Source organism: Blastomonas fulva (assembly GCF_003431825.1).
Lineage (GTDB): Bacteria > Pseudomonadota > Alphaproteobacteria > Sphingomonadales > Sphingomonadaceae > Blastomonas > Blastomonas fulva.
Genome location: NZ_CP020083.1, coordinates 3,599,134 through 3,624,247, shown reverse-complemented (window position 1 = coordinate 3,624,247; position 25,114 = coordinate 3,599,134). Strand labels below are relative to the sequence as shown.

The following is a 25,114-nucleotide window of genomic DNA, read 5'->3' as shown; positions in this document are numbered from 1 at the left end:
TCATCGGGCCGGTTCACTTGGCCGCAGGAGCCTTGGCGCTGCAGCTGTAGACCAGGATCTCGTTGGGCTGCGTGGGCAGCGCCTGGCGCAACGCCTTTTGCATGTCCTCCAGATCGGCCATTGCATCGGCATTTGTGGTGCAGGCGTTGTTCGAATAGCGCGCGCGGATCTTGCGCGCGGTCTGCATCGCGCTCAGCCCCAGCTGGAAATTCTCGGTTCGGAACTCGCGGGTTTCGGGATCGAACCGGTTGATCGATACCGCCTGCTCCTCGTTGGGCACGAACACGCGGGTCCAGCCATCGGTGTCGCGGCCATATTGGGTACGGTCGTTGACGCAGCCCGTGGTGGTCCACCCGATTTCCACAGGCTGCGGGCTGGTGCCGGTGATGCGGCTGCGTTCGGGCACGATCCGGCAGACATATTGGCCATCGGCAGACCCGGTCGCGGCACCTGGCTTGACGCCCTTGGCCTTGAGCGCGGCGATCGCCATGTCCTCGGCGCCGTCGAAGCCAGGGCGCAGCACCAGGCCGAGCGCGGCTGCCAGCACGAAGGCGCCGCCGATGCCGGCAGCGATCTTGCGCCTTTCCAGGTCACCGCGTTCGTGCAGCACGAAGGTCGCGCCGCCCGCCATGCCGGCGAGCACCAGCATCAGCGCGACGAACGCGACATGGTTTTCGCGCGCGGCGATGATCGCATGTTCGGCCTCGCGCAGCGCGTTCTCTTCGAGATCGCGCCGCTCGGCCTTCTCGGCCAGTTGGCGCGCGCGCGCGGCCTGTTCCGCCTGCTCGGCGCGCTCGCGTTCCTCGGCGGAAAGTTCTGCGACCGAACGGCAGGGCGTATCGGCAAGGCGGTAGTCCACCTTGGCCGAGCGCAGGAAGGTGAACAGTTCGCGGTTGGAGACCGCAAAGCCATATTCGGCATCGTTTCCATCGGAGAGAGAGCCGAAGCTGTTGACGCCTGCAACGCGGCCGCACAGATCGACCAGCGGCCCGCCGCTGTTGCCCTTGGCGAGCGCGGCGGTGTGCAGGATGGTATCGAAATCGCGCGTCGTGCGTCCGCCCGAGATGACGCCGGGGGTCTTGACCGGGGCCATCGGCGCAACGGTTTCGCGCGCATCGAGTCCCTGGGCGCGATCAACCGCGGCAGGATAGCCGATCGCCATCACCTGCGCGCCATCGTCGAGCGGGGTGGCGAGCAGCGGCAGGCTGGGCAGGCGGCCCTTTTCGACCTCGATCAGCGCCAGATCGTTGCGCACCGACAGCGCAACCAGCTTGCCGCCATACGTGGTGGTGCCTTCGGACGGGATGATGCCGATGCGGATCGACGCATCCTCGCGCATCGGGGCGACCAGATGCGCGTTGGTGATGATCTTGTCGGGCGCCACGGCAAAGCCGCTGCCATGGCCGACATAGAAGGTTTCGCCATCCTCTTCGGCGACCAGCACCACGCGCACGACAGAGCGGCTGGCGGCCTGGATATCGTTGGGATCGGCGGAAAGCGGTGCCGCCAGCAGGGCCGCGCAGGCCGCGACTACGAGGGCGAAAAGGCGCATCGGGTTCATGGGGCCCATCTCATAACGGCCGTGTCAGACAAAGCTATAGGGATCGACATCGACCGCGACGCGCACCCCTGGCGGCCAGCGCATCGGGTCCAGCCATTGCCGGATGATCCGCTGCATCTCGACATTGCGCCGGGCGTGGACCAGCAGCCGGAAGCGGTGGCGCCCGCGCAGCAGCGAGAGCGGCGCAGGGGCGGGGCCATAGACCGCAAAACCATCGAGCTCGGGCGCGCTGGCGCCGGTCTGCCGCGCGGCATCGCGCGCCTCGTCATGGTCCTCGGACGAGATGATGATCGCCGCCAGCCGCCCGAACGGCGGGACGTTGGCATCGCGCCGCGCCTGGGTTTCAGCGGCGTAGAACGCCTCGCGGTCACCATGCACCAGCGCATCGATCACCGGCGCATCGGGGTGGCGGGTCTGCAGGAACACCTCGCCGGGCTTGGCGGCGCGACCGGCGCGGCCCGAAACCTGCGCGATCTGCTGGAAGGTGCGCTCGCCTGCGCGCAGGTCACCCCCCTCAAGCCCGATATCGGCATCGATCACGCCTACCAGCGTCAGGTCGGGGAAGTGGTATCCCTTGGTCACCAGCTGGGTGCCGATGATGATGTCGATCGCGCGCGCCTCGACCGCCGCGACGAATTCGGCCGCCTTTTCGGGCGACCAGATGGTGTCCGATGTCACGATCGCGCGCCGCGCCTGGGGGAAGATCGCCGCGACCTCGTCGGCGATCCGCTCGACTCCCGGACCGCAGGCGACCAGGCAGTCACTCTCGCCGCATTCGGGGCAGGCGCTGGGCGAGGGTTCGGCATGGCCGCAATGGTGGCAGGCTAGCCGCCCTGACAGCCGGTGATCGACCATCCACGCACTGCAATTGGGGCATTTGAAGCGGTGCCCGCAGTTGCGGCACAAGGTCAGCGGTGCATAGCCGCGGCGGTTGAGAAACAGCAACGTCTGCTCGCCACGCTCCAATCGTTCGCGCATCGCCTCGATCAGCGGCGGCGCGATCCACTGGCCACGCGGCGGCGGGTTTTCGGTAAGGTCGATCAACGCGATTCGCGGCAGCTGCGCGCCGCCATAGCGGTGGGTGAGGGTGAGCGCCTCATAACGCCCCGCTTCGGCCATCACCCGGCTTTCGAGCGCAGGCGTGGCGCTCGACAGCACCACCGGGCAGCCTTCGAAGCGCCCACGCATCACCGCGACATCGCGCGCATTGTAGCGCACGCCGTCCTCTTGCTTGAAGCTGGTCTCGTGCGCCTCGTCGACGATGATCACGCCCAGGTTGGCATAGGGCAGGAACAGGGCGGAGCGCGCGCCGACGATGATCCGCGCGTCGCCGGTGATGATCGCGTTCCATGCGCGCCGCCGCTCGGTCTGCTTGAGCCCAGAATGCCACGCGACCGGGGTGGTACCGAAGCGCTTTTCGATCCGGGTGAGGAACGGCTGGGTCAGCGCGATCTCAGGGAGCAGCAGCAGCGTCTGCTTGCCCTGCCGCAGCGCCTGCGCCACCGCCTCGAAATAGACCTCGGTCTTGCCCGATCCGGTCACCCCGTCGAGCAGGAACGGCGTGGGTTCCGCTGCTGCCACCGCCTGCGCCAGCCTCGTCGCGGCCTCGCGTTGCTCGTCGTTGAGCACGGGCGTGATATGATCGGGGTCGGGGCGCGGATAGGGGCGATCGACGGGCACCTCGACCGCTTCGAACGCGCCCGATTGCACCAATGAGCGGATCACACCTTCGGACACCTCGGCCAGTGCCGCCAGCTCGCGCACAGTTGCCTGCGCGCCTTCCAGCGCGTCATACGCCTTCTGCCGTTGCGGGGTCATGCGCACGGGCACCGACCCGTTCAGCCGGTATTCGGTGATCGCGCGGCCCGGGCCCAGCAGCGATCCGCTGGGCAGCGCCATCCGCGCGACGGCGGCGGGCGGGGCGAGGTAATAATCGGCGGTCCAGTCGATCAGGCGGCGAAGCGGCGCGGACAGGGGCGGGATGTCGTGCCGGGCCGCGACCGGGCGCAGCCGGCTGGCCTCGACCTCGGTTGCATCGAGCGCGCCTGCGTCCCATACGATCCCGTCGATCCGCCGCGGCCCGAGCGGCACCTGCACCACCGATCCGGCTGGCAGCTCCATGCCCGCAGGCACGCTATAGTCGAGCGGACCGATGGCGGAGTTGAAGAGGAGGACCCGAACGCGATTCATGGTGGGGTCTGCATAGGCGGTGAAGCAGCGTGCGTATAGCTGCGGCCAACTTTCTCCCTTCCCGCAAGCGAGAGGGGAGAGCGCGCGCCCTTATTCGGTTAACCCCATCGGCTCCCCGCGCTATAGCGGCGTCACGAATCGCACCCCATCCAGCCATCCGGAGCCCGCCGCCATGAAATTCTTCGTCGACACCGCAGACACCGCCGATATCGCCGATCTGGCCGCCACCGGACTGCTCGATGGCGTTACCACCAACCCCTCGCTGATCGCCAAGTCAGGCCGAGATTTCCTCGAGGTGACCAGGGAAATCTGCGCGCTGGTCGAAGGTCCCGTGTCGGCAGAGGTCGTCGCGCTCGACCATGAAACGATGATGAAAGAGGCCGAGATCCTGCGCAAGATCTCCGACAATGTCGCGATCAAGGTGCCGCTGACGCTCGACGGCCTGAAGACCTGCAAGAAGCTGACCGACGATGGCACCATGGTCAACGTCACCTTGTGCTTCTCGGCCAACCAGGCGCTGCTCGCGGCGAAGGCCGGCGCGACCTTCATCTCGCCCTTTGTCGGCCGTCACGACGACAACGGCTTCGACGGCATGGCGCTGATCGAGGATATCCGGCTGATCTATGACAACTATGCGTTCGAGACCGAAATCCTCGTCGCCTCGGTCCGCCACCCGATCCATGTGCTCGAATCGGCCCGCATCGGCGCCGATGTCGCCACCATGCCGCCCTCGGTGATTCGGAGCCTGTTCAAGCATGTGCTGACCGACAAGGGCATAGAAGGATTCATGGCCGATTGGGCCAAGACCGGCCAGTCGATCGGCTGAGCCAGCTCCCCGGGGCGGCCTGGTTCAGGCCGCCTTGGCCGGGCTGTAGCTCGCCAGATAGTCGATCAGCGCTTCGTACGGCATCGGCCGTCCGATAAGATAGCCCTGCGCCTTGTCGCAGCCCATCTGCGCGAGCAGCTGCAGCGTTTCGCTGTCCTCGACGCCTTCGGCCACCACTTCCTCGCCCAGCGAATGCGCCAGCTCGATCGTCGAGTTGACCATGATGCGGTCCGAGCGGCTGGTGACCAGCATCTTGACGAAGCTGCGGTCGATCTTGAGCTCGGTCGCGGGGCAGCGCTTGAGATAATCGAGCGTCGAAAAGCCCGTGCCATAATCGTCGATCGACAGCTGCAGACCCAGGCTGCGCAGGTCTTTCAGCTCCTGCATCGCGGCATCGGCGCTGGACATGGCGGCGGTTTCGGTGATCTCCAGGATCAGCCGCTCGGCGGGAAGGCCATGGCGGCGCAACGTCTGGATGACCATCGGCTTGAGATTGGCATGACCGATCAGCCGCGGCGAGAGATTGACCGCCATGTCGAAGCGCTGGCCGTTGCTGTTCAGCTTGGCGGCAACCTGCACCGCGCGGTTGAGCACGTGGTCGGTGAGCTTTTCGATCCGGTCATGCCGCTCGGCCGCGGTGATGAACTCTTCGGGGTTGATCGGGCCTTTTTCCGGATGCGTCCACCGCACCAATGCTTCGGCGCCGCAGATTTCGCCTGACAGCAGGTCGAGCTTGGGCTGGAACGCGACCCAGACTTCACCATTGTCGATCGCCGCGTCGAGTTCGCCCAGCATCGAGACGCGCCATTCGGTGGCCTCCAGCTTGGTCGGATCATAGACGCGCCAGTGCTCGCCCGCATTCTGCGCTTCCTGGCAGGCGAGCAGCGCGCTCGACATGCGGCTCTGTATGGTGCGGCCCGGATCGGCATCGACCCCGAAGGCGATGTTGAGATCGATCAGCCGGCCCGAGACATTGGCCGGGCTGCGGAAGATCGCGCTCAGTCCCGCGAGCTGGTCGCCGACATTGTTGATGCCGGCCGCGGGCATCAGCCACATGAAGATGCCTTCGTCGCCCTGATAGACCTTGCAGCCGCCGTTGCCGAGCGTCAGCCGCATGATGATCTGGTCGACCAGCTCCTTCTCCGCGGCCGAAGGCAGCGCGGTGGCGGCTTCGGCGTAGTTGTGGATTCGCGCGGCGATCAGGCCATCCTGGCTGTCGAGCCCGGCAGCGCGCAGCGCATTGAGGTTGGGCTGGCCCGAGACCTCGTTGACCATGCCGCGCTCGTCGAAGGTCTGGCGGTGCAGCTTCCAGGCATGGTGGCCCATCGCACCCAGCATCAGCACCAAAGCGGGCATGATGTCGGCGTAGCGGCCCAGGCTTTCGAGCAGCAGCGGAAGGCCCACGGCGCACACTGGCAGCGTTGCGATCATCCCCAGCACCAGCTGGGTGCGCGATACCCGCATCAGCAGCGCCGATGTCAGGAACGCGACCAGGAATGGCACCCACCAGCCATAGGTCACCGGCGCTCCATCAAGCAGCGTCTCGGCAGCAAGCGCGGTGACGAACACGCTCGCCGACGGGCCCTGGCCCGGAACTGCATAGCGGTTGCCGATCCCGGTGGCATTGGTGCCGATGATGACATCGCGCCCGCGCAGCTGGTCGAGGCTGGCGCGTCTGTCCAGAACTTCGCCCGCGCTGACATAGGGCAGCGATTTCAGGCGGACGGCATAGTCGATCGGGAATGCCTCGCCGGGCTTGCCGGTCACGCCCGAAATGGCGGACGCGATCGAAGGGATGTCCTGGTTGCCGACCTTGTTGCTGTAGGGCATGTGCCAGGCGACGTTGAACCCGTTGGTACGGATGTTGGTGTTCACCAATCCAGCAACGGCACGCAGCGCTGCCGGCGGCAGCAGCTGCTCGCCGCTGTTGTCGGCAGCTTCCGGCGCGAAGTTGGCGGCGATATACACATGGCCGTTCATGCTCGCCATGGCATCGACAAGCTGCGGCAGCTGCGGATCGTTGGCGGCGACGTTGATCGGGAAATCGAAGAACACCCGGCGTGCGCCGGCCTGCGACAGGCGGTCGATCATGTCGGCATAGCGCTGGGCCGACCATGGCCAGTCGCCGATCTGCTGCTGGGCGCGGCTGTCGATGCCGACCACGGCGATCTGGCCGGTGGCGTCGTGATCGCGCGCCTTGTTGCGGATCGCGCGGAACATGTCGTCGACGGGCTCGCCGAACTCGGCCAGCCCGAACAGCAATGCGGACACGAGCGACCAGATGAGCAAAATGCGCATCGGACGTGCCGTGTTCCTGCTGTTACGAGTGACGACTGGTTGCATGTGGTTACTTCCTCGTAAACCGTAATACCGCGCAGAGGGTTACCAAACTGCAAATTTGCCTCGTTCCGAGGGTATCGCGATCCCCCAATTCCAAGGGGTTTTCGCAGGTGCAGTCGGTGGCCCTTCCGTCCCCGCTCCGTTTATCGGGGGGGGTGGGGCAGCGTCACTACCGTTTTGAAAAAATTATATTTTCTCTCCTTCGAAGATGCGCGCCTCGCAACCTTGTGCTGCTATCGAAGCTCCGCTGGCGAAGCGGAAGTCCCGATTTGGCACATTTGCCAGGTGCAGTTAATCTATCGATTACCGACATTAGACGCAGAAAGCCTAATCCGGCTTTGGCAAAACCGGTTGGCTGATATGCTTAATGCGTAAAGCATGCACGCCGCGTCTAATTGGCGGCGGCTGGGCCATGACGTTCAGGTGCCCGGCTGGCGGATCCACTGGCCGCTGTTGCGGTATTCCGGGCGGATCTGGCTGTTGTCGGGCAGGTTGGATCCGCGGAACACAGCATCGCCGCCGCGCCGGACGACGTCGGGGGCGTAAGCCGGAGCCTGCACCGCGTTCAGCGACGGCGCGGTGGCGGGTGCTGCACGGCCCAGACGCTGGGCCTCCAGCGTCACGGCGTTGTCGGCCTCGGCCTTCAGGCGCGCGGCCTCATAGGCCTTGGCCAGCACCAGCGGGTCGAGCGGATCGACTGCGCTCGCCAGGATCAGCGTGCTGCGCGGCTTGGGGCCGGGGAAGGGTTCCGCGCCCAGATGCGACCGGACAAAGGCCATGCTGCGTCCGGCGGCGCCCTTCCAGCGATAGAAACGGTGCGCGCCGATGGTGCCGATGAAGTCAAGACTGGGCGCCCAATAGGGCGAAACTTCGGTGGTGTGGTAATGCGTCGCGGTGCCGACCGGGCGATAGACATAGCCCGACAGCGCGCGTTCCGCGACCCGGCGCGCGCGCGCCCAATAGACCTGGCTGGGCGCGCGCGCCATGGCACCATCGCAGCTGAAGCTGAACTGGCAGCCGGTTGCACGTTCGGACCCCTGATAGACCACGCCGCAGACGGTGTCGGGGTAGCTGGGGTGCATCATCCGGTTGAGCACGACCTGTGCAACCGCCTGCTGCCCGGCGTCGGGCTCCATCGCGGCTTCGTAATAGATGGCGGCGGTGAGGCACTGCAGTGCGCGGCCCTGATCGACCGGGGATCCACGCAGCACCACGCCGCGCACGAATTCGCCACCCGAAAGCCCATCGGCAACGTCACCACTGAGCACGGCAGGCGACGGCTGGACCAGCGATCCGGCATCGTCGAGATAGTAGAACGCAGAGCCAGGGAAGTTTTCGCCCGAATGCTCGAACGGCAATCCTTCGCGTGGCTGATATCGCGGGGCGGCCGTGTCATCCTCGCCGCGCTGTGCACGAACGATCTGCGAGGCGCCCAGCGACAGCACCAATGCCAGCGCCAGCCATGCCACCCACTCGCGCAATCCCATCGCGGCGCTGAAACGCTTCATTCCGGTGGGGGCACGAGACATGATGGAGACGCGAATCCTGACAAGCGGTGGTGGGAGGAAAGCCCTGAGCATGCCGCCTAGCGCAAATCGGTTACCAAATCTGCGGGCAATTTGCGCTGTCTCTGGACGGGACAGCCGATGTGACAGGAATTAACAATCCGGAAACACGCGGAAAAGCCAGGTTCGGACCGGCGCTTTCAGTAGCGGACAAGGTCGTAGGACAGGGTCAGCGCCTGCGGGATCATCCCCAGCTTGACCAGCCGTCCGGCAGTGCGCCAGAAGCCATGCTTGGTGCCGCCCTCGCGCAGATGCGCCTGCATCAGTTCCAGCCCGCCGCTGGTCATCGCGTCGCGCGAATACTTGACGCTGTCGATCACTTCCAGGCGCATGCGGGCCCCGACCCCCTGGGTGCCCAGCACCGCATCGATGGTGTCGAGCGAGGGCAGGGAGGTCGCGCCCTCGAACGGATCGGGCCGCCCGGCGCGGCGCTGCTGCGCTGCGTAGCGGGCGCAGGCCGCGCCGATCGCCTGCACCAGGATGTGCTTTTCGCTCACCTGATCGGGCGAGCGACGATATAGGAACAGCCGGTCGCGCAGGTTCATCATGTCATGATGCTCGCTGACGCGCAGCCACAGGTCGTAATCCTCGCAATGGCGGAATGCCGCGCGGTATCCGCCCAGCGCGCGGATGACATCGCGGCGCATCATCACCGAAGGATGGCAGATGCCGCTGGCGACCATCAGCCGCTCGCGAATGTCTTCGGGCTGCTCGGGATGGAAATCGCTGCACGGAAAGTAGGCGCCGTCTGCGTCAAGTTCGTCGGTGTTGGTGCCCAGCACCGCGATCTCGGGTCTTGCAGCCATTTCGGCAAGCTGCACCGCAAAGCGTTCTGGCCGCGAGACGTCGTCGCTGTCCATCCGTGCCACCAGCGGCGCGCGTGCCTCTTCGAGCAGCAGGTTGAGGCTGGCGATCAGGCCGCGGTTTTCCTGATGGATCACCCGGATGCGCGAATCCTGCGCGGCGTAGCGATCAAGAATCGAGGCAGAAGCGTCGCTCGAGCCGTCGTTGACGATCAGGAATTCAAAGCGCCCCTCGGTCTGGCCAAGGATGCTCTGGATCGCCTCGGCAACATAGCGCTCGGCGTTGTACACGCTCATCAGCACGGAAATGACAGGCGTGTCGGTCTTGTTCATGGCGTGACTGTAATCGTTAATCCGTTGGGTTGGGCGCCTAAATAACGTGAAGTCCCCTGCACGCAAAATGGGTTAACCTATATTTTTCTCGAGCTGCGCCAGCCGGTGTCGGACCAGCCAATAGCCGCCCAGCCCGAACAGCACCCCGCCGATCGCCTGTCCGATCAGCACGCCCGGTGCTCCGGCGACGGCACTACCCACCATCGCGAAAGGCAGCACGCCCAGCGTGTTGCGGCCCCAGTTGGTCCAGCTCGACCAGTTGGCGCGGTCCAGATTGTTGAAGCTGGCGTTGGAGATGAACAGCAGCCCGTTGAAAAAGAACAACGGCACCACGATCCACGCAAAGGCGTGGATCAGGTCCATGCCACCTGCGGGCAGATCGAACACCCAGCCGATGCCATCGCTGCCCAGGATCAGCGCAGGCCAGATCAGGAGCGTGAAGCCTGCGGCGAACAGCACCGCGCGATCGATTGTGCCGCGCACCCTGTCGAGCTGGCCCGCGCCGTAATTCTGGCCGATGATCGGGCCGATCGATCCGGAGAGCGAGAACAGCAGGCAGAAAGCCAGCGGGATGATCCGGCCGATCACCGCATAGCTGGCCACCGATGCCTCGCCATATTCCGCGATCAGGCGAAAGGCGATGATCCCGCCGACCGGGGTCGCCAGATTGGTCAGCACGGCAGGCACCATGATCTTGCGGATATCCACCAGATTGGCAGCGAAGCTCTCGCGCGTCGGCATGGCAAAGCCGCCATAATGCCGCAGGATCGGCACGATGCCGGTCACCGCCATCAGCAGGATCGAGATTACGGTCGCCCAGGCGGCGCCGACAAAGCCCCAGCCCAGGCCGAACATTAGCAGCGGATCGAAGATCGCGTTGCCTGCCGCCATCGCCAGCGTGGTGTTCATCGCGCGGCGGGCATCGCCATAGGCGCGCAGCAACCCCGAACAGACCATGCCCACCACAGTGATCGGCCCAAACGGGGCAACGATGCGGATATAGCTGACCGCGGCATCCCTGGCCCTGCCGGTCGCCCCCATCATCTCGACCCATTGCGGCGCGAAGATCCAGAACACCAATGCGATCAGCGCCGCCATGGCAACGCCCAGCATCAGCACCTCGCCCAGCAGCGCACGCGTGGTTTCGCTGCGGCCCATGCCGATGCGGCGGGCAGCGAGCGCGCTGATTGTGATCATCAGCCCGATATTGAGCGAGGAATTGAGGAACAGCAAAGTGCTGGCAAAGCCGATCCCCGCGGTCAGCGACGGGTCGCCCAGCTGCGAGATGAAAAACAGATCGGCGAAATCGACCAGGAACAGCGCAAGCAGGCCGATGCTGGAGGTGAGCGTCATCACGGCGACGTGCCGCATCAGGCTCCCGGTGAGGAACTTGCCGGTGCCGACCGACCGTGCAGACGTTGGCGCGCGCGTGGGCGATGGGCCGCTGCTGCCCGATGGGGCAGGGGTCAGATCGGCGGACGATGCAGTGGAATCGGAAATGGCGGGTCGTCCGGTTGCGAATGCGGCGCGGGATGGCGCCGGGGCTTCTTGCATATAGGGCATTGCTGCCGATGCAAAAGACCGTTTCGGTTCGCAACCGGACTTCGTGCCGGTCAGAGGCGCATGCTCAGGTCGCCGAGCGCGCGATCCAGTCGTCCACCCGGCGCTCCAGGATCGACAGCGGCTGCGATCCCGACGCGATCAGCAAATCGTGAAATCCCTTGATGTCGAACTTCTTGCCCAGCTTGCTTTCGGCGCGCTGGCGCAGCTCGACGATCTTGAGCATCCCCATCTTGTAGCCGGTCGCCTGGCCCGGCAGCGTGATATAGCGGCGGATTTCCGAACGCGAGCGTTCTATCGGCTGGCGACCGGTGGTGTTCATGTATGCAACCGCCTCGTCCTCGGTCCAGCCCATCGCATGGATGCCGGTGTCGACCACCAGCCGCGCCGCGCGGAACAGCTCGGCATCCAGCCGCAGGAAATCGGCCGCGATATCGGGGAAGGCGTTCATTTCCTTGCACAAGGCCTCGGCATAGAGCGCCCAGCCTTCGCCGAACGCGACATAGCCGGTGACCGCGCGGAACTTGGGCCCGCTGGTCTGCCGCACCTGGATGTCGCCCTGCATGTTGTGACCGGGAACCGCCTCATGGCACATCAGCGTGTACATCGCCGCCGGATCGGGCACGGTTCCGACCAGATGAACATAGGTCTTGGCCGGGCGCGATCCGTCGGGGCTGGGGGCAGAGGCGTGCGCTGCGCCGCCTGCGACTTCGGAGAATGCCGGCTCGCGCACCACCTCGATACCATATTTGGGCAGCGAGTTGAAATAGGGCTCGAGCAGCGAGCGGGTGTGCGCGACAAAGGCATTTGCGGTCGTCAGGTACTCGGTCCGCGCCGCATCGTCATAGGGCCGCGGCGGGTTGAGCCGGGCGCGCCCGGCATAATAGGCGCTGCGGTCCTTGAACCCTGCCTGCTTTGCCAGCGCATCCTGCTCGGCCTCGATCCGCGCGACCTCCGATCGGCCGATGGAGTGGATCTGCTCGGCGGTGTAGTCGCTGGTGGTGTTGAGCTTGAGCTCATTGGCATAATAAGCCGCGCCTTCGGGCAGAGTGATCGCACCGACCTTGCCGCTGGGCGCGTTGGGCAGGCTGGCCCTGGCCCAGGCGACGACCCGGTCATAGGCCGGCTTAAGCGCGACGATCGCCGCGCGCGCTTCGGCCAGCATGGCATCGGCCTCGGCGCGGGGGAGCTTGCCGGCGGCAACCAGCGCCTCGGTCTTTGCCTTGACGTCCGCCCACAGCGCAGCATCGGGACCATCGCCGAACGGCGCGCCGCTGGTCAGCTTCTCGCTGCCGGTGATGATGGTCTCGATCTGGAACTTCGGCGCGCGGATCCCCGCCGCTTCGCTCGCCTTGGTGCGCGCGATCGCGACATCAAGCACAGCAGGGATGCCGCGCAGCCGGGCGATGTAGTTCTTGAGGTCGGTCGCGTCGGCAACCGTGTGCGTGTTGATCAGGAAATCGGGCAGCTGGCTGTGCGCCGAATAGAGCCGCGAATAGAAGGGCGGGCGGTACACCCGGTTGGCCTGCTGCATTTCGGCACGCTCGGCCTCGAGCGCCCAGATGTCGTAGTTGACCTGCGCCTCGGGCGAGAGCTTCGCGCGGTCGAACTGCGCCTTCATCCGGGCGACCGAAGCCTTGCGCCAGGCAAGCTGCGCCTCGGCAGCTTCATCGCCGATGTCGTTCCACTGGTCGCCGCCGTCCTTGCGGCCAAGGCGCGTGGCGAGCTGCGGCTGCTGCTTGATCGCTTCTTCGAACTCGGCATCCAGAAACGCGGTCAGCGCGGCATCCTGATTGGCCTCGGCGGGCTGCGCGGCGATCGCCGGTGCAAGCGCGATCGTGCTGGGTGCGGCAAGCGCGATGGCGAGCGCGGATACGGCAAAGCGAATGGTGTGGTGCATGATGGTCCCCGTGGTTAGGCGGCGACCATAAGAGCCTGATCACAAAGGGGGCAAGCGCAGAATGGACGGCATGAGACAGCCCGAGCGACGTGGGTTGCACCCACATACCTGTGCCTCAGGTTCGCCGTCGTCTGACAGACGCGCGCCAAACGTTCTGTGGAAGGCAAATATCCGCTTTCCTACAGCCCTGATCGTGCACCATCGTGTCACCATGCGTAGAATCGACCAGACCGAACTCGAGGCCATGCTATATCAGGCGCTCAAGGCAGCACCGCCCACAACAAAAACCGCCATGCGGTCCAAGCTGGCGATGGAAAGTGACCGCGCGCATGAAGCGATGGCCAAGCATATCGCGGCCAGGCTCGCGGGCGGGTCAACGGCTGTCGTGGTCGCGGATCCGGTCGACAATGGGTATTTCGATAAACGGCCCGGCGTGTGGGGCAAGGATGAGCCGGGGCCGGATTAGCGGTTGTCCGCGCCTAACCATGCCGGTGCAGGGCGCCCAGACGCCTTAGCGTGAGCCCGATGATAAACCAGCGCCGCTATGGCGGTCGCGTTCAAGCCGGCAATCATGGCGAATGCAGTTGCTGCGGTCATGTATCTTGGCCCGTAGTTAGTTGCTTGCAAGCATTACGGCAGCCGCGCAACTTCGTTCCGACCAATGGGCAAGTGTTACCTACCCGGTTGCCTGCAGAGGCGGCTGCAGGATCGCTTGACCGCCACCGTCTCATAACCCATTGAGTTAATTGCTATAATGGTGAGCCCTGCTGGGTTCGAACCAGCGACCTACTGATTAAAAGTCAGTTGCTCTACCGACTGAGCTAAGGGCCCGTAAGGGGTGGCGCAGCGGTGTGGCGCCATCGGATGTCGACCGGTGTGTCCCGGTGCGGCGTCTCCCCTAGTCGGGGAGCCTTGGCGGGTCAAGCCCGCGTGAGCCGGTGCAGAAGCTGGCCGATGCTGCGCCCGGTGACCGGGTCGCGCAGCTGCGGCGCGATCATCGCAGCGGGTTGCAGCACGAAGCGCCGCTCGCGAAAGGCGATATGCGGGACGATCAGCTCAGGCCGGCGCGAATGCCAGGTGCCGCCCGACCACCAGATGATGTCGAGATCGAGCGTGCGCGCCGACCAGCGCTGGCCGCGCCTGGTGCCGAAGCGCGCCTCCAGCGTCTTGAGCAGCGCCAGCAGATCGTCGGGGGCAAGCCGCGTGCAGATCAGCGCCGCGCTGTTGGCATACATGCGCTGCGAAGGGCCGATCGGGCGCGTACGGATCGCGGGCGCGAGCACGAGAATATCGACATCCTCTGCCGCAAGGGCCTCCATCGCGGCCTCCAGCACCCGCTCGGGCGGACCGATGCGGTGGTGCCGCCGGTTCGATCCCAGCGCGATCAGATACTGGGCAAGGCTTGCCTGACGCATGGTCTGCGCCTAGCGCTTGGGCGTGATCAGCGTAAGCCCCATTCCGCACACCGAGCCGCCGCGCGACTGTCCTTTATGCCCAAGGCTGGTGGCGCTGCGCCACGCCTGCCAGGCCGAGCATCCCGACTGGTGGAACGCGCCCGTCGCTGCCTTTGGCGATGCCGATGCGTGGCTGGGGATCATCGGGCTGGCGCCGGGCAAGCACGGGGCGAACCGCACCGGACGGCCGTTTACCGGCGATTATGCGGGCGATCTGCTGTTCGCGACTCTGGCGAAGTTCGGCTTGAGCAACGATCGCTACGAGAGCGATCTCGGCGATGGCCTCGCGCTCAGCGGCGTGGTGATCATCAATTCGGTCAAGTGCCTGCCGCCGCAGAACAAGCCGACTCCGCAGGAGATCAACACCTGCCGCCGGTTCCTCACCGCCCAGATCGCCGCGCTGCCGCGCTTGCGCGTGTTCGTCGCGCTGGGGCGGATCGCGCACGACAGCTTCCTGCGCCACTGGGGCCACCGCCTCGCCGATCATCCTTTCGGCCACGGCGCGGTCCACGATCTGGGCGAGGGCAGGGTGCTGATCGACAGCTATCACTGCAGCCGGTACAACACGAACACTGGACGGCTGACGGCCGCGATGTTCGAGGATGTCTTCGCGCGCGCCTGCAAGCTGCGGGACGAGCGCTTGGCGTGATCGGCTCTGCGTCCCGGATCAAGTCCGGGATGACGAGAGTTGCATCCGTTTCCGGTCAAATACATCCGTCACCCCGGACCTGATCCGGGGCCCGGGGTGTTCCGCTCTTCAAACGTCCAGCGCCAGCCGTCCGTAAAGCTCCGGCCTGCGGTCGCGGAAGAAACCCATGCCGGCGCGGTGCATCCGTGCCTGGTCGAGGTCGAGCGTCGCGACCAGCACGCCCGTTTCCTCCGCGCCATATTCCAGCACCTTGTCGCCCCATTCGTTGGTGATGAAGCTGTGGCCGTAAAAGGTCTGGTCGCCCTCGATCCCGATGCGGTTGCTGGCGATCACCGGCATGCAGTTGGAGACCGCATGTCCCTGCATCGCGCGCTGCCACATCCGGCTGGTGTCGAGCGTGCTGTCATAAGGCTCGGAGCCGATCGCGGTCGGATAGAACAGCAGTTCCGCCCCCATCAGCGCCATCGCGCGCGCGCATTCTGGGTACCATTGGTCCCAGCAGATGCCGACGCCAATGCGGGTGCCGCACACGTCCCACACCTTGAACCCGGTGTTGCCGGGGCGGAAATAATATTTCTCCTCATAGCCCGGACCGTCCGGGATGTGGCTCTTGCGGTACACCCCCATGATCTCGCCATCGGGATCGATCATCGCCAGCGAGTTGTAGTGATGCGGTCCGTCGCGCTCGAAGAAGCTGGTGGGGATCGCGACCTTGAGCTGGCGGGCGAGCTTCGCCATCGCGCGCACGCTGGGGTGCTCATTCGTGGGACGCGCGCTGGCGAACAGCGCCTCGTCCTCGGTCCGGCAGAAATAAGGTCCCTCGAACAGCTCGGGGGGCAGGATGATCTCTGCCCCCTTGTCGGCTGCATGGGCGACCAGATCCGTCACCGCCTCGATATTGTCGGCTTCGCTTGCGCCCAGCGGCAACTGCAGGGCGGCGACGGTGATCTCGGTCATAGTCTTGAGCTTACTTCTTCTTGAACAACAAGGTCATGCGGTCGGATTCGCCGATCGCGGCGTACTTGTCCTTGTCCACGTCCTTGAGCGCATAATTGGGCGGCAGCGTCCAGACGCCCTGCGCGTGGTTGGCCGGGTCCTTGGGGTTGGCGTTGATCTCGCTCTTGCCAGCCAGCACGAAGCCGTGCTTTTCAAACATCGCGATCACGTCGGCTTCCTTGAGATAGCCCTTGGAACCATCGACATAGGCCGCAGGCGCATCTGCCTTGGCGCGGTGCTGTTCGATGCCGACCATGCCGCCGGGGGCGAGTATGCCGTGGATCGCGTCAAGCTCGCTGCCCAGGATGCCCGAGCGCTGCAAGTTGTGCAGCATGCGGAAGATCAGCACGCGGTCGACCTTGCCCTGCATCTCGGCAGGGACTGCGTTGGTGACGAAGGCGTGGATCTTGTCCGCGCTGACCCCGGTCGCCTTCGCGGCGCGCGCGGGATAATTGGCGGGGAAGGCGTTCATCTGCGCCTTGCGTTCCTCGTTCAGCGACGGGCTGCTCGGCGAGACGCCCAACGCGACATACTTGCCGCTGGTGGCGGTGAGCGGCGCGAGGATCTTGCTGTACCAGCCGGCATCGGCGGCATATTCGGCGACCACCATGTTCGGTTTCACCTGGAAGAATTCGAGCGTTTCCTTGGGGTGGCGATACTGGTCGCGTGCCTTGTCGGTGCCGCGCAGATCGGCGGCAACCGCAGCGTCGATCGCGGATGCAGAGCTTGCATCGGCAGCGTCGGCGGCGAAGGCAGGCTGGGCGGCTCCGATCAGCGGCAGGGCGGTACCCGCGATCAGGGCAGGGATGATCAAATGGCGCATGGGGGCAATCCTCTTCAAAGGTTCTGGGGAATATAGGCAGTAACCTGACAGGCGCTATACCCGGCAGCGACTGGCCGATCAATCGATCTGGGCGTCAGCCCACGGGCAGCGGCATCTGCTGGCTGGCGCAGTGGAAGCTGCCCCCGCCGGCGAGCACTGCATCGGCGCGCAGCCCGATCGTCCTGCGCCCGGGGAAGCAGGCGGCGATCGCCTCCACTGCGGGCTGGTCCGACGCTGTGCCGTAGGTCGGCACGATGACCGCATGGCTGGTGATCGCGAAGTTCATATGGCTCGCGGGCTGTACCTTGAGCTGCCCTTCGGCATCCACCCGCTCGACCAGCCCGGGCGAGGGGATGGGGACGACCGTCACCCCGAACGCCTCGGCGCGCGCCCTGGCATTCGCATAGATCGCGGCATTCGGGTCATCGTGCCCGGCAGCAACCGGTAGCGCCAGCGTGCCGGGCGCCACGAACCGCGCCAGATTGTCGACATGGCCATCGGTGTGATCGTTAAGCAGGCCGTCGCCCAGCCACAACAGCCGCTCGATCCCCAGATCACGGTGCAGCCGCGCCTCGATATCGCTGCGCGACAGATGCGGGTTGCGGTTGGGGTTGAGCAGGCACTGTTCGGTGGTGACGCCCAATCCGGTGCCATCGACATCGATCGCGCCGCCCTCGAGCACCCAGTCGGCCCGCACCGAGGCGAGCCCGGCCTCTTCACTTAGCGCGCCGCCGATCTCGGTATCGCCCTCCATTACATATTTGCCGCCCCAGCCGTTGAAGTCGAACAGCTGCGCCCGCAGCGCGCCGCCGGGCCCTGTAACCACCAGTGGCCCGGTATCGCGCAGCCAGATATCGCCATAATGGTGGATGCGGATATCCACCGCATCGCCCGCAAGCTCGCGCGCCAGTCCCGCGCTCGCCTCGTCGCGGCAGACCAGGCGCGCTGGCTGCCCGCTTTCGGCCACCGAGCGCGCAAACGCCGCGATCTCGGCCTGCGCTGCAGCAAGAAAGCCCTGCCATTCATCGGCGAGATGCGGAAAGCCGATCCACAACCAGGCTTGCGGCGACCATTCGGCGGGCATGCGATACGTCAACGGTCTGTCCTTACTTCGCGGCGGCGCGGCTGGCGTCGCGGGTGGCGCGGAATTCGTCGCCTTCCACCCAGTTGGGCCAGCTGGTCGACATCGCCAGCGATCGGCCGATGCGGTAATAGAGCGACAGGTCGGCGATCACGCCAGACCAGTTCCAGTCGGGGTTATATTCGTCCTTGGGGCCGTGATAGCGGTTGACGGTATAGTCCTTGGCCGCGGCTGCGCCTGCCGCGGTGCCACCCTCGATCAGGTCCTCGCCGCCATCGATATACAGCATCGGCACGCCCTGCTTGGCGAGGCTGAAATGGTCGGAGCGGTAATAATAGCCGTTCTGGGGGCTGCTGTCCGGAGACGCGACGCGGTCGGCGGATGTCAGCGCCGCGTCGAGATACGCCTCGAGCTCGGACTTGCCCTTGCCCACCACGGTCACGTTGCGCGACGGACCCGCCATCAGGAACGCATCCATGTTGATGCCGCCTGCGGTCTTTGCCAACGGATAGATGGGGTTCTGCCCGTAATAGGCAGAGCCCAGCAGGCCGGATTCCTCAGCCGTCACCGCCAGAAACACCACGCTGCGATCGGGCGCGCCAGCCTTTGCGAAGGTTTCGGCGAGCGCCACCAAGGCTGCGGTGCCGGTGGCGTTGTCGACCGCGCCGTTGCAGATGTCGTCGCCATCGGACGCGGGCTTGCAGCGGCCCAGATGGTCCCAATGCGCGGTGTAGAGGACATATTCGTCGGGCCGCTTGGCGCCGGGCAGAATGCCGATGATGTTGTTCGACATCGTCGTGTCGATGGCGTTGGCGAACGACACCGATGCCTTGACGCCCAGCGGCACCGCCTTGAAGCCCTTCTTCCTGGCAGCCGCGCTCAGCGTGGCGAGATCCTGCCCGGCGCTGGCGAGCAGGGTTTCGGCGGCGGATTTCTGGATCCAGCCGTTCGCCTGGGTCTGGCTTGCGCCCTTGTCCTTGGTCTGGGCGAAGAACTGAGGGCCGGTCCAGCTCGATTCGACCACGCCCCAGCCATAAGCGGCGGGAACGGTATCGTGCACGATCAGCGCGGCAGCGGCACCCTGACGCGCGGCTTCCTCGTATTTGTAGGTCCAGCGGCCGTAATAGGTCATCGCCTTTCCGCCGAAGTCGCCGCTGAGGTCTGCGCTGTCGTAGTCGGGGTCGTTGACCAGGATCACCACGGTCTTGCCCTTGACGTCGACCCCGGCATAGTCGTTCCAGCCCTTTTCGGGCGCGTTGATGCCATAGCCGACGAACACGACATCGCTTTCCGCGATGGTGATGCTGTCCGCCTCGCGATAGGTGCCCAGCACCATGTCGGTGCCATATGCCAAGCTCAAGGGGGTCTTGCCGCCGGTGATGGTCAGCGGGCTGACCTTGCCTGCCTCGATGCTGACCAGTGGCACGGGCTGCAGCCAGCTGTCGCCATTGCCGGGCTTCAGCCCCGCCTTGGCAAAACGCTCGGTCAGGAGCGCGATGGTCTTCTGTTCACCGACGCTACCGGGCGCCCGGCCTTCAAATTCATCCGATGCCAGCATCCGCGTCACGTCCTGCATCGTAGCTTGCGACACCGGCTGGGGGGCGACATCCGGGATATCGAGAGGCGCTGTCTGCTGCGCGCCAGCCTGCGCAGCGGACATCACGAAGAACGGCAGGGGAGCGAATTTGAGCAGCGTTTTGATCATGATACGGGCGCTTTTCGACCAGAGGACACGGGGCCGGACGGCAGGTCCGGCGGCCGCGTCTGTTTGCCAGCTTGGCCTGCGGCAGGCAAGCGCGGCGGGACGAACCGATTCGCGCCATGCTTGTGATATGCAACGAAATTCCCTATCGGACGTATCAAAGTTAACATGCGTCAATGTGGCGCGGGTCGATCGGCTTGCTCACCACCCCGTAAAACCCATGCGTGAAGGCCAGGCCAGATACTGATGTCGGCGGAAACCCCCGCAGATACCCCGCCGGAAATCGGCGGTGCTCCGCTCGACGACGGAGCATTCAAGGCGGAGCTGGCTGCGCTGATTCCTCATCTGCGTGCCTATGGCCGGTCGCTGAGCGGCAATCGCGATGTCGCAGACGACCTCGTGCAGGACACCATGCTGAAAGCCTGGGCCGCGCGCGAGCGCTTTGCCGCGGGCACCAACATGCGCGCCTGGACCTTCATCATCCTGCGCAATTCTTTCCTGTCGCAGCGGCGTCGCGCGCGGTTCACCACCGAGTGGGACGACGTAGTTGCCGACCGGATCCTCTCGATGCCTGCAGGCCAGGGTGACCAGCTGCATCTTGCCGATGTCCAGCGCGCGCTGATGCAGCTTCCCGAAAGCCAGCGCGAGGCGCTGATCCTGGTGGGGGCGGGCGGCTTTTCCTATGAAGAAGCGGCCGAGATCTGCGGCGTGGCGTTGGGGACGATCAAGAGCCGGGTCGCGCGCGGTCGCGCTGCCCTCGGCGCGCTGATCGACGATGTGGTGACCAACGAAAGCCGCGGCGAACGCACAGCGGACCCTATGGCGGCGATCATGGCCGATGTCGACCGGGTGAGCGGCGGGCTGCCAGGCCGGGGCGGCGACGACGCATAACGGCGCAAGGTGGGGCGGATCGCCGCGTGCGCGCCTCATCGCTCATTGCACAGACACGGGCAGGCGGTTAGCACCCGTCGCATGACGATGCCCGATGCATATTCCGACGCCATAAGCCGCGCCTGCACGCATTCACCGTTTCTGGCGCTGGCGATCGAGCGTCATCCCGAACCGCTCGCGGTGCTGCGCGATCAGGGCGTGGATGCAGCGATTGCGGACATCATGGCAGCCTATGCCGATGCACCGGTGAGCGAGGCGCTCCGCCGCCGCAAGAATGCGTTGGCGATGGTGCTGGCGGTGGCCGATCTGGCAGGCGTCATCGGGGTCGACAAGGTGACGCACTGCCTGTCCGATTTTGCCGATGCCGCTCTCGATTGCGCGCTTGGCGATGTTTTTGCCAGGCGCACCCCGGGCGAGCCGGTGCGCGGCTTTGCGGTGATCGCGCTGGGCAAGCATGGCGGGCAGGAGCTCAACTACTCGTCGGATATCGACCCGATCTTCATCTATGATCCCGAGACGCTTCCGGTGCGCGCGCGCGAGGATGCCGCCGATGCCGCACAGCGAATCGCGCGGCAGCTGATCGATCTGATGAGCGCGCGCGACGGGCATGGCTATGTCTTCCGCATGGATCTGCGGCTGCGCCCCGCCGCCGAGGTGACGCCATTGGCGATCCCGGTCGATGCGGCGCTGTCGCATTATGAATCGCAGGCGCTGACCTGGGAACAGGCGGCATTCATCCGCTCGCGCGCTGCGGCAGGCGACCGCGTGCTCGGGCCCTATTTCATGGAGGCGCTGCGCCCGTTCATCTGGCGGCGCTCGCTCGATTTCGGGACGATCGACGAGATCGCCGCGCTCACCCGGCAGATCCGCGACCATTACAGCAAGGGCCAACTGCTCGGCCCCGGCTTCGATCTCAAGCGCGGACGTGGCGGCATTCGCGAGGTCGAGTTCTTCACCCAGGCGCACCAGCTGATTCATGGCGGGCGCAACCCTGCACTGCGCGCGCGATCGACGCTGGATGCGCTGGCGGCGCTGGCCGGGCAGGGGATCGTGCCCGAGGACGAGGCCATGATGCTGTCGGCGCATTATCGCACCCTGCGCACCTTCGAGCACCGGTTGCAGATGGTCGACGACCAGCAGACCCACAGCCTGCCGCAGGATCCGGCGGCGCTCGACAATGTCGCACGGCTGCACGGGCTTGCCGATGGTGCGGCGATGATTACCGCGCTGGAGGGCGTTACGGGAGAGGTGGCTGGGGTCTATGACGGGCTGATCGCCTCGCAGCGATCGAGCAGTGACGATGCCGCGATCACGCTGAGCAACGATCCCGAATTGCTTGCCGATGCGCTTGCCGCAGCCGGGCTCGAGGCGCCCGAGGCGCTGGCCGCGCGGGTGCAGGGCTGGCGCGGCGGCGCGGTGCGCGCGCTGCGCAGCGCGGCAGGGCGCAAGGCGTTCGAGGCGGTGCTGCCCGCCTTGCTCGCGGCGTTTGCCGATGCGCCCGACCAGCCTGCCGCGCTCAACCGGTTCGACGATCTGCTGCGCCAGCTGCCCAGCACGGTCAACGTCTTCCGCCTGCTGCAGGCGCGGCCCGCATTGATGCAGACGATGGTCGATATCCTCAGCCATGCGCCGCCGCTCGCCGAATCGCTGGCGCGGCGCGGCGATCTGCTCGACGGGCTGATTGATGCCAGCGCCTATGATCTGGTGGGTTCTGTCGAGGACATCGTCCAGCGGCTGTCGCGCGAGGAACCGGGCGACGATTACCAGCAGCGGCTCGATGCGGTGCGGGTGCGCGTGGGCGAGATGCGCTTTGCGCTGGGCGTGCAGCTGATCGAGGGGCGGCATGATCCGGTCGCCATCGCCGGGGGCTATGCGCGGGTGGCGGAGGCTGCGATCATCCGGCTGGCCAATTGCGCTGTCGATGAATTCACCCAGGTCCACGGTACGATAGACGGCAGCGAACCGGTCATTCTGGCGCTGGGTCGGCTGGGCGGCGGCGCGCTGACGCACGCATCGGACCTCGACCTCATCTTCCTGTTCAGCGGCGAGATCGGCGCGGAATCCGATGGCAGGCGACCGCTGGGTAGCACACAATACTACAACCGCCTGGCACAGCGGATCATCGCAGCCTTGAGCGTGCCCACCGCCGCTGGGGCTTTGTACGAGGTCGACACCCGGCTGCGTCCCAACGGCGCGCAGGGGCTGCTTGCGGTGTCGTTCGCCAGCTTTGCCGAATATCAGCGCGGTCAGGCCTGGACATGGGAGCACATGGCCCTGTGCCGCGCGCGCGTCGTCTTTGGCTCGCCCGAGGCGCGGGCGCGGCTGGAGGGGATCATCGGCGATGTGCTGCAACACCCGCGCGACGCGGGCGAGATCGCCGCAGCCGCGCTCAAGATGCGCACCGATATCGCCAGCCACAAGCGCCCGCTCGGGCCGCTGGACGTGAAATTGCTGCCCGGCGGGCTGGTCGAAATCGAATTCATCGTCCACACGCTCCAGTTGCAGCACCGTACAGCCTTCCACCCCGATCTGCGCGAGGCGCTGGCAGCACTGACCGCAGCGGGGCTGGTCGATGCGTCGCTGGGTGCCGCGCATGATCTGATGACGCGGCTGCTGGTGACCTTGCGGCTGGTGGCGCCCGATTGCGCCGAGCCGCCGCCCGCCAGCCAGGTGCTGATCGCGCGTGCCTGTGGCTGCCAGACATGGGATGGGCTGATGGCTGACGTCGAAATCGCGCGCGCGGGTGTTCAACAGGCCTGGCAGAAATTATTTGCAACCGGCTGACCCGCATCAGCCGCACCAGTGAAAGGAACGACGATGACCGATATTGGAGACACCATCCCCGACATGGCGCTCACCCGGCCCGATGGCAGCGAGGTGCGGGCCAGCGATTTCGCCGGAAAACCCTGGGTGCTGTATTTCTATCCCAAGGACGACACCACCGGGTGCACCAAGGAAGCGCAGGAATTCAGCGCGCAGCTGCCCGCGTTCGTAGCCGCGGGTGTTTCGGTGCTGGGCGTGTCGAAGGATCCGCCCAAGAAGCACCTCAAGTTCATCGAAAAATACGGCCTCACCGTCCCGCTCGCCAGTGATGCGGAGACGGATGGCCTTGCCGAGGCGATGGGCGTGTGGATCGAGAAATCGATGTACGGCAAGAAATACATGGGAATGGACCGCTCGACCTTCCTCATCGGCAAGGATGGCAAGGTGGCGAAGGTGTGGCGCAAGGTGAAGGTCGCCGGGCATGTCGACGAGGTGCTCGCGTCAGCGACCGCGCTTTGATCCTCCCCAGCGCGAACGAATCATGCGGCTCGCCCGGCAAGGGCGGGCCGTTTTGGTCGGCAAAAAGCGGGTCGGATGACGTTTTCTTGCAATACGAAGTAGGGTTGGTGGCGTAGATAACCCGTGCTGATTCACCATTCATCGGTCGGCCTGCACCGCCAATATGCCGAAAATCAGCCCTTTTTGCCTGCGATTAAACGACTCAACGTGCCAACCAGACGCTTCAACGCGCGATTGGCCGAGACGGGTTGCGGCGCACAAACTTTTGCCCCTACTCACTGTTCAACGAAATCGGAGGGAAGGGGTTCCAACGATTTTTGGTTTTTCTACCCCGGTCTCATTTGAGGCTGCGGGAAAGAAGGGCAGGCGCCAGGGCTCAACGGCCAGACGCACTGCCCGATAAAAAGGTGCTGAGTATTCATGGTCGCAACCAGAATTATCGCAACGGTTCTTACCACCACCACAGCCGGTCTGCTGTGCGCTGCGTCACCCGCAATGGCTGAAAATGGTTCCGCCGACGTTGCATCGAATATTGCCTCTGCCGCTGCAGATAACGGCACCGGCGCTCAGGACACCGAATTCCGCGCTCTCTTCGCTGACTGGAAGTCGCTCGAAAATCGCGACACCGGCCGCATCGCCATCCCGTCGCGCAAGCCCGTCGACAGCTTCAAGCTCACCAGCCAGTACGGCTTCCGCGCCGATCCGTTCGCCGGCCGCCGCGCCCGCCACAAGGGCGTTGACATGGCAGGCCCCATCGGCACCCCGATCTACGCCACCGCTGACGGCATCGTCGGCCGCGCGCAGTGGGTCGGTGGCTATGGCCAGTATGTCGAACTCAACCATGGCGGCGAAATCCAGACCCGCTACGGCCACCTCTCGCAGATCCTGGTGCAGCCCAACCAGCGCGTCACCAAGGGCCAGGTCATCGGCCTGATGGGCTCGACCGGCCGCTCGACCGGCAGCCACCTGCATTATGAAGTGCGCATCGCCGGCAACTCGGTGAACCCGATGCCCTTCATCTCCTCGCGCGATTACCTTCTCGCCATCCGTGATGGCAGCAAGGTTGCCCAAGGCGGCCCTGCCGAATAAGCGCTCCGCCGCGCCGAATAACTGCGCGGCTGGGCGCCAAGCCAGCCATCAGACTTTCGATAAAGGCGT

19 protein-coding genes and 1 tRNA gene are annotated in these 25,114 nt (G+C 65.5%); 7 read left to right on the top strand and 13 right to left on the bottom strand.

Features of this window, described 5'->3' with window-relative positions; all coding sequences use genetic code 11:
* Window positions 1–13: 13 nt before the first annotated feature.
* Together B5J99_RS17065 and B5J99_RS17060 are read right to left on the bottom strand one after the other, a co-directional pair.
* Window positions 14–1,561, bottom strand: coding sequence for a S1C family serine protease (locus tag B5J99_RS17065; RefSeq protein WP_162892642.1), 1,548 nt, complete (start codon window positions 1,559–1,561; stop codon window positions 14–16).
* Between the two features lie 24 nt (window positions 1,562–1,585).
* Complete coding sequence (locus tag B5J99_RS17060) at window positions 1,586–3,751, bottom strand: primosomal protein N' (protein ID WP_117353081.1); 2,166 nt, start codon at window positions 3,749–3,751, stop codon at window positions 1,586–1,588.
* Between the two features lie 172 nt (window positions 3,752–3,923).
* Here B5J99_RS17060 and fsa point away from each other — a divergent pair, with 172 nt between their 5' ends.
* Complete coding sequence (fsa, locus tag B5J99_RS17055) at window positions 3,924–4,577, top strand: fructose-6-phosphate aldolase (RefSeq protein ID WP_117353080.1); 654 nt, start codon at window positions 3,924–3,926, stop codon at window positions 4,575–4,577.
* A gap of 24 nt (window positions 4,578–4,601) precedes the next feature.
* Here the strand turns inward: fsa and B5J99_RS17050 are convergent, their stop codons facing one another.
* The 5 genes from B5J99_RS17050 to B5J99_RS17030 all read right to left on the bottom strand — a co-directional run bounded on the left by B5J99_RS17050 (window position 4,602) and on the right by B5J99_RS17030 (window position 13,078).
* Complete coding sequence (locus B5J99_RS17050) at window positions 4,602–6,875, bottom strand: EAL domain-containing protein (protein ID WP_162892641.1); 2,274 nt, start codon at window positions 6,873–6,875, stop codon at window positions 4,602–4,604.
* A gap of 461 nt (window positions 6,876–7,336) precedes the next feature.
* Window positions 7,337–8,446 carry a cell wall hydrolase gene (locus tag B5J99_RS17045; protein ID WP_245991674.1) on the bottom strand — a complete coding sequence of 370 codons (1,110 nt, stop codon included), beginning with the start codon at window positions 8,444–8,446 and terminating at the stop codon, window positions 7,337–7,339.
* 176 nt (window positions 8,447–8,622) lie between these two features.
* Window positions 8,623–9,618 (bottom strand): glycosyltransferase, encoded by a 996-nt coding sequence (locus tag B5J99_RS17040; RefSeq protein WP_117353078.1) that lies wholly within the window; start codon window positions 9,616–9,618, stop codon window positions 8,623–8,625.
* Window positions 9,619–9,690: 72 nt separating this feature from the next.
* Window positions 9,691–11,172, bottom strand: a complete 1,482-nt coding sequence (locus B5J99_RS17035; protein ID WP_162892640.1) for an MATE family efflux transporter — start codon at window positions 11,170–11,172, stop codon at window positions 9,691–9,693.
* A 73-nt stretch (window positions 11,173–11,245) separates the two neighbouring features.
* Window positions 11,246–13,078 carry a DUF885 domain-containing protein gene (locus B5J99_RS17030; RefSeq protein WP_117353077.1) on the bottom strand — a complete coding sequence of 611 codons (1,833 nt, stop codon included), beginning with the start codon at window positions 13,076–13,078 and terminating at the stop codon, window positions 11,246–11,248.
* 61 nt (window positions 13,079–13,139) lie between these two features.
* Here B5J99_RS17030 and B5J99_RS19610 point away from each other — a divergent pair, with 61 nt between their 5' ends.
* Window positions 13,140–13,544 (top strand): hypothetical protein, encoded by a 405-nt coding sequence (locus tag B5J99_RS19610; protein WP_162892639.1) that lies wholly within the window; start codon window positions 13,140–13,142, stop codon window positions 13,542–13,544.
* 289 nt (window positions 13,545–13,833) lie between these two features.
* Here the strand turns inward: B5J99_RS19610 and B5J99_RS17020 are convergent.
* Together B5J99_RS17020 and folK are read right to left on the bottom strand one after the other, a co-directional pair.
* A tRNA-Lys gene (locus tag B5J99_RS17020) sits at window positions 13,834–13,909 on the bottom strand.
* An 89-nt stretch (window positions 13,910–13,998) separates the two neighbouring features.
* Window positions 13,999–14,493 (bottom strand): 2-amino-4-hydroxy-6-hydroxymethyldihydropteridine diphosphokinase, encoded by a 495-nt coding sequence (gene folK, locus B5J99_RS17015; protein ID WP_117353076.1) that lies wholly within the window; start codon window positions 14,491–14,493, stop codon window positions 13,999–14,001.
* Between the two features lie 22 nt (window positions 14,494–14,515).
* Here folK and B5J99_RS17010 point away from each other — a divergent pair, with 22 nt between their 5' ends.
* Window positions 14,516–15,181 (top strand): uracil-DNA glycosylase, encoded by a 666-nt coding sequence (locus B5J99_RS17010; protein ID WP_054134803.1) that lies wholly within the window; start codon window positions 14,516–14,518, stop codon window positions 15,179–15,181.
* A gap of 108 nt (window positions 15,182–15,289) precedes the next feature.
* Here B5J99_RS17010 and aguB read toward each other — a convergent pair whose 3' ends face one another.
* From aguB to B5J99_RS16990, 4 genes are all read right to left on the bottom strand, one after another.
* Complete coding sequence (gene aguB / locus B5J99_RS17005; RefSeq protein WP_117353075.1) at window positions 15,290–16,138, bottom strand: N-carbamoylputrescine amidase; 849 nt, start codon at window positions 16,136–16,138, stop codon at window positions 15,290–15,292.
* A gap of 10 nt (window positions 16,139–16,148) precedes the next feature.
* Window positions 16,149–17,000: a class I SAM-dependent methyltransferase gene (locus tag B5J99_RS17000; protein WP_117353074.1), complete on the bottom strand. Its 852-nt coding sequence runs from the start codon at window positions 16,998–17,000 to the stop codon at window positions 16,149–16,151.
* A 94-nt stretch (window positions 17,001–17,094) separates the two neighbouring features.
* A complete protein-coding gene (locus B5J99_RS16995; protein WP_117353073.1) occupies window positions 17,095–18,084 on the bottom strand; it encodes an agmatine deiminase family protein in 990 nt (329 codons plus the stop codon).
* A 22-nt stretch (window positions 18,085–18,106) separates the two neighbouring features.
* Window positions 18,107–19,786, bottom strand: a complete 1,680-nt coding sequence (locus B5J99_RS16990) for a M28 family metallopeptidase (RefSeq protein ID WP_117353072.1) — start codon at window positions 19,784–19,786, stop codon at window positions 18,107–18,109.
* Between the two features lie 243 nt (window positions 19,787–20,029).
* Between B5J99_RS16990 and B5J99_RS16985 the strand changes: the two genes are divergently transcribed.
* The 4 genes from B5J99_RS16985 to B5J99_RS16970 all read left to right on the top strand — a co-directional run bounded on the left by B5J99_RS16985 (window position 20,030) and on the right by B5J99_RS16970 (window position 25,045).
* Window positions 20,030–20,674, top strand: a complete 645-nt coding sequence (locus tag B5J99_RS16985) for a sigma-70 family RNA polymerase sigma factor (protein WP_054134659.1) — start codon at window positions 20,030–20,032, stop codon at window positions 20,672–20,674.
* Window positions 20,675–20,761: 87 nt separating this feature from the next.
* Window positions 20,762–23,458 (top strand): bifunctional [glutamine synthetase] adenylyltransferase/[glutamine synthetase]-adenylyl-L-tyrosine phosphorylase, encoded by a 2,697-nt coding sequence (locus B5J99_RS16980; protein WP_425456496.1) that lies wholly within the window; start codon window positions 20,762–20,764, stop codon window positions 23,456–23,458.
* A 33-nt stretch (window positions 23,459–23,491) separates the two neighbouring features.
* Complete coding sequence (locus B5J99_RS16975; protein WP_117353070.1) at window positions 23,492–23,956, top strand: peroxiredoxin; 465 nt, start codon at window positions 23,492–23,494, stop codon at window positions 23,954–23,956.
* Between the two features lie 420 nt (window positions 23,957–24,376).
* The gene (locus tag B5J99_RS16970; protein ID WP_117353069.1) at window positions 24,377–25,045 is read left to right on the top strand and encodes a M23 family metallopeptidase; all 669 of its coding nucleotides are present in this window, start codon (window positions 24,377–24,379) and stop codon (window positions 25,043–25,045) included.
* Window positions 25,046–25,114: the final 69 nt, after the last annotated feature.

What these genes read in the sequence shown, in the direction of transcription:
- B5J99_RS17065 (WP_162892642.1), bottom strand. Translation starts at nt 1,561, where the DNA reads ATGAACCCGATGCGCCTTTTCGCCCTCGTAGTCGCGGCCTGCGCGGCC.
- B5J99_RS17060 (WP_117353081.1), bottom strand. Translation starts at nt 3,751, where the DNA reads ATGAATCGCGTTCGGGTCCTCCTCTTCAACTCCGCCATCGGTCCGCTC.
- fsa (WP_117353080.1), top strand. Translation starts at nt 3,924, where the DNA reads ATGAAATTCTTCGTCGACACCGCAGACACCGCCGATATCGCCGATCTG.
- B5J99_RS17050 (WP_162892641.1), bottom strand. Translation starts at nt 6,875, where the DNA reads ATGCGCATTTTGCTCATCTGGTCGCTCGTGTCCGCATTGCTGTTCGGG.
- B5J99_RS17045 (WP_245991674.1), bottom strand. Translation starts at nt 8,446, where the DNA reads ATGTCTCGTGCCCCCACCGGAATGAAGCGTTTCAGCGCCGCGATGGGA.
- B5J99_RS17040 (WP_117353078.1), bottom strand. Translation starts at nt 9,618, where the DNA reads ATGAACAAGACCGACACGCCTGTCATTTCCGTGCTGATGAGCGTGTAC.
- B5J99_RS17035 (WP_162892640.1), bottom strand. Translation starts at nt 11,172, where the DNA reads ATGCAAGAAGCCCCGGCGCCATCCCGCGCCGCATTCGCAACCGGACGA.
- B5J99_RS17030 (WP_117353077.1), bottom strand. Translation starts at nt 13,078, where the DNA reads ATGCACCACACCATTCGCTTTGCCGTATCCGCGCTCGCCATCGCGCTT.
- B5J99_RS19610 (WP_162892639.1), top strand. Translation starts at nt 13,140, where the DNA reads ATGGACGGCATGAGACAGCCCGAGCGACGTGGGTTGCACCCACATACC.
- folK (WP_117353076.1), bottom strand. Translation starts at nt 14,493, where the DNA reads ATGCGTCAGGCAAGCCTTGCCCAGTATCTGATCGCGCTGGGATCGAAC.
- aguB (WP_117353075.1), bottom strand. Translation starts at nt 16,138, where the DNA reads ATGACCGAGATCACCGTCGCCGCCCTGCAGTTGCCGCTGGGCGCAAGC.
- B5J99_RS17000 (WP_117353074.1), bottom strand. Translation starts at nt 17,000, where the DNA reads ATGCGCCATTTGATCATCCCTGCCCTGATCGCGGGTACCGCCCTGCCG.
- B5J99_RS16995 (WP_117353073.1), bottom strand. Translation starts at nt 18,084, where the DNA reads ATGCCCGCCGAATGGTCGCCGCAAGCCTGGTTGTGGATCGGCTTTCCG.
- B5J99_RS16990 (WP_117353072.1), bottom strand. Translation starts at nt 19,786, where the DNA reads ATGATCAAAACGCTGCTCAAATTCGCTCCCCTGCCGTTCTTCGTGATG.
- B5J99_RS16985 (WP_054134659.1), top strand. Translation starts at nt 20,030, where the DNA reads ATGTCGGCGGAAACCCCCGCAGATACCCCGCCGGAAATCGGCGGTGCT.
- B5J99_RS16980 (WP_425456496.1), top strand. Translation starts at nt 20,762, where the DNA reads ATGCCCGATGCATATTCCGACGCCATAAGCCGCGCCTGCACGCATTCA.
- B5J99_RS16975 (WP_117353070.1), top strand. Translation starts at nt 23,492, where the DNA reads ATGACCGATATTGGAGACACCATCCCCGACATGGCGCTCACCCGGCCC.
- B5J99_RS16970 (WP_117353069.1), top strand. Translation starts at nt 24,377, where the DNA reads ATGGTCGCAACCAGAATTATCGCAACGGTTCTTACCACCACCACAGCC.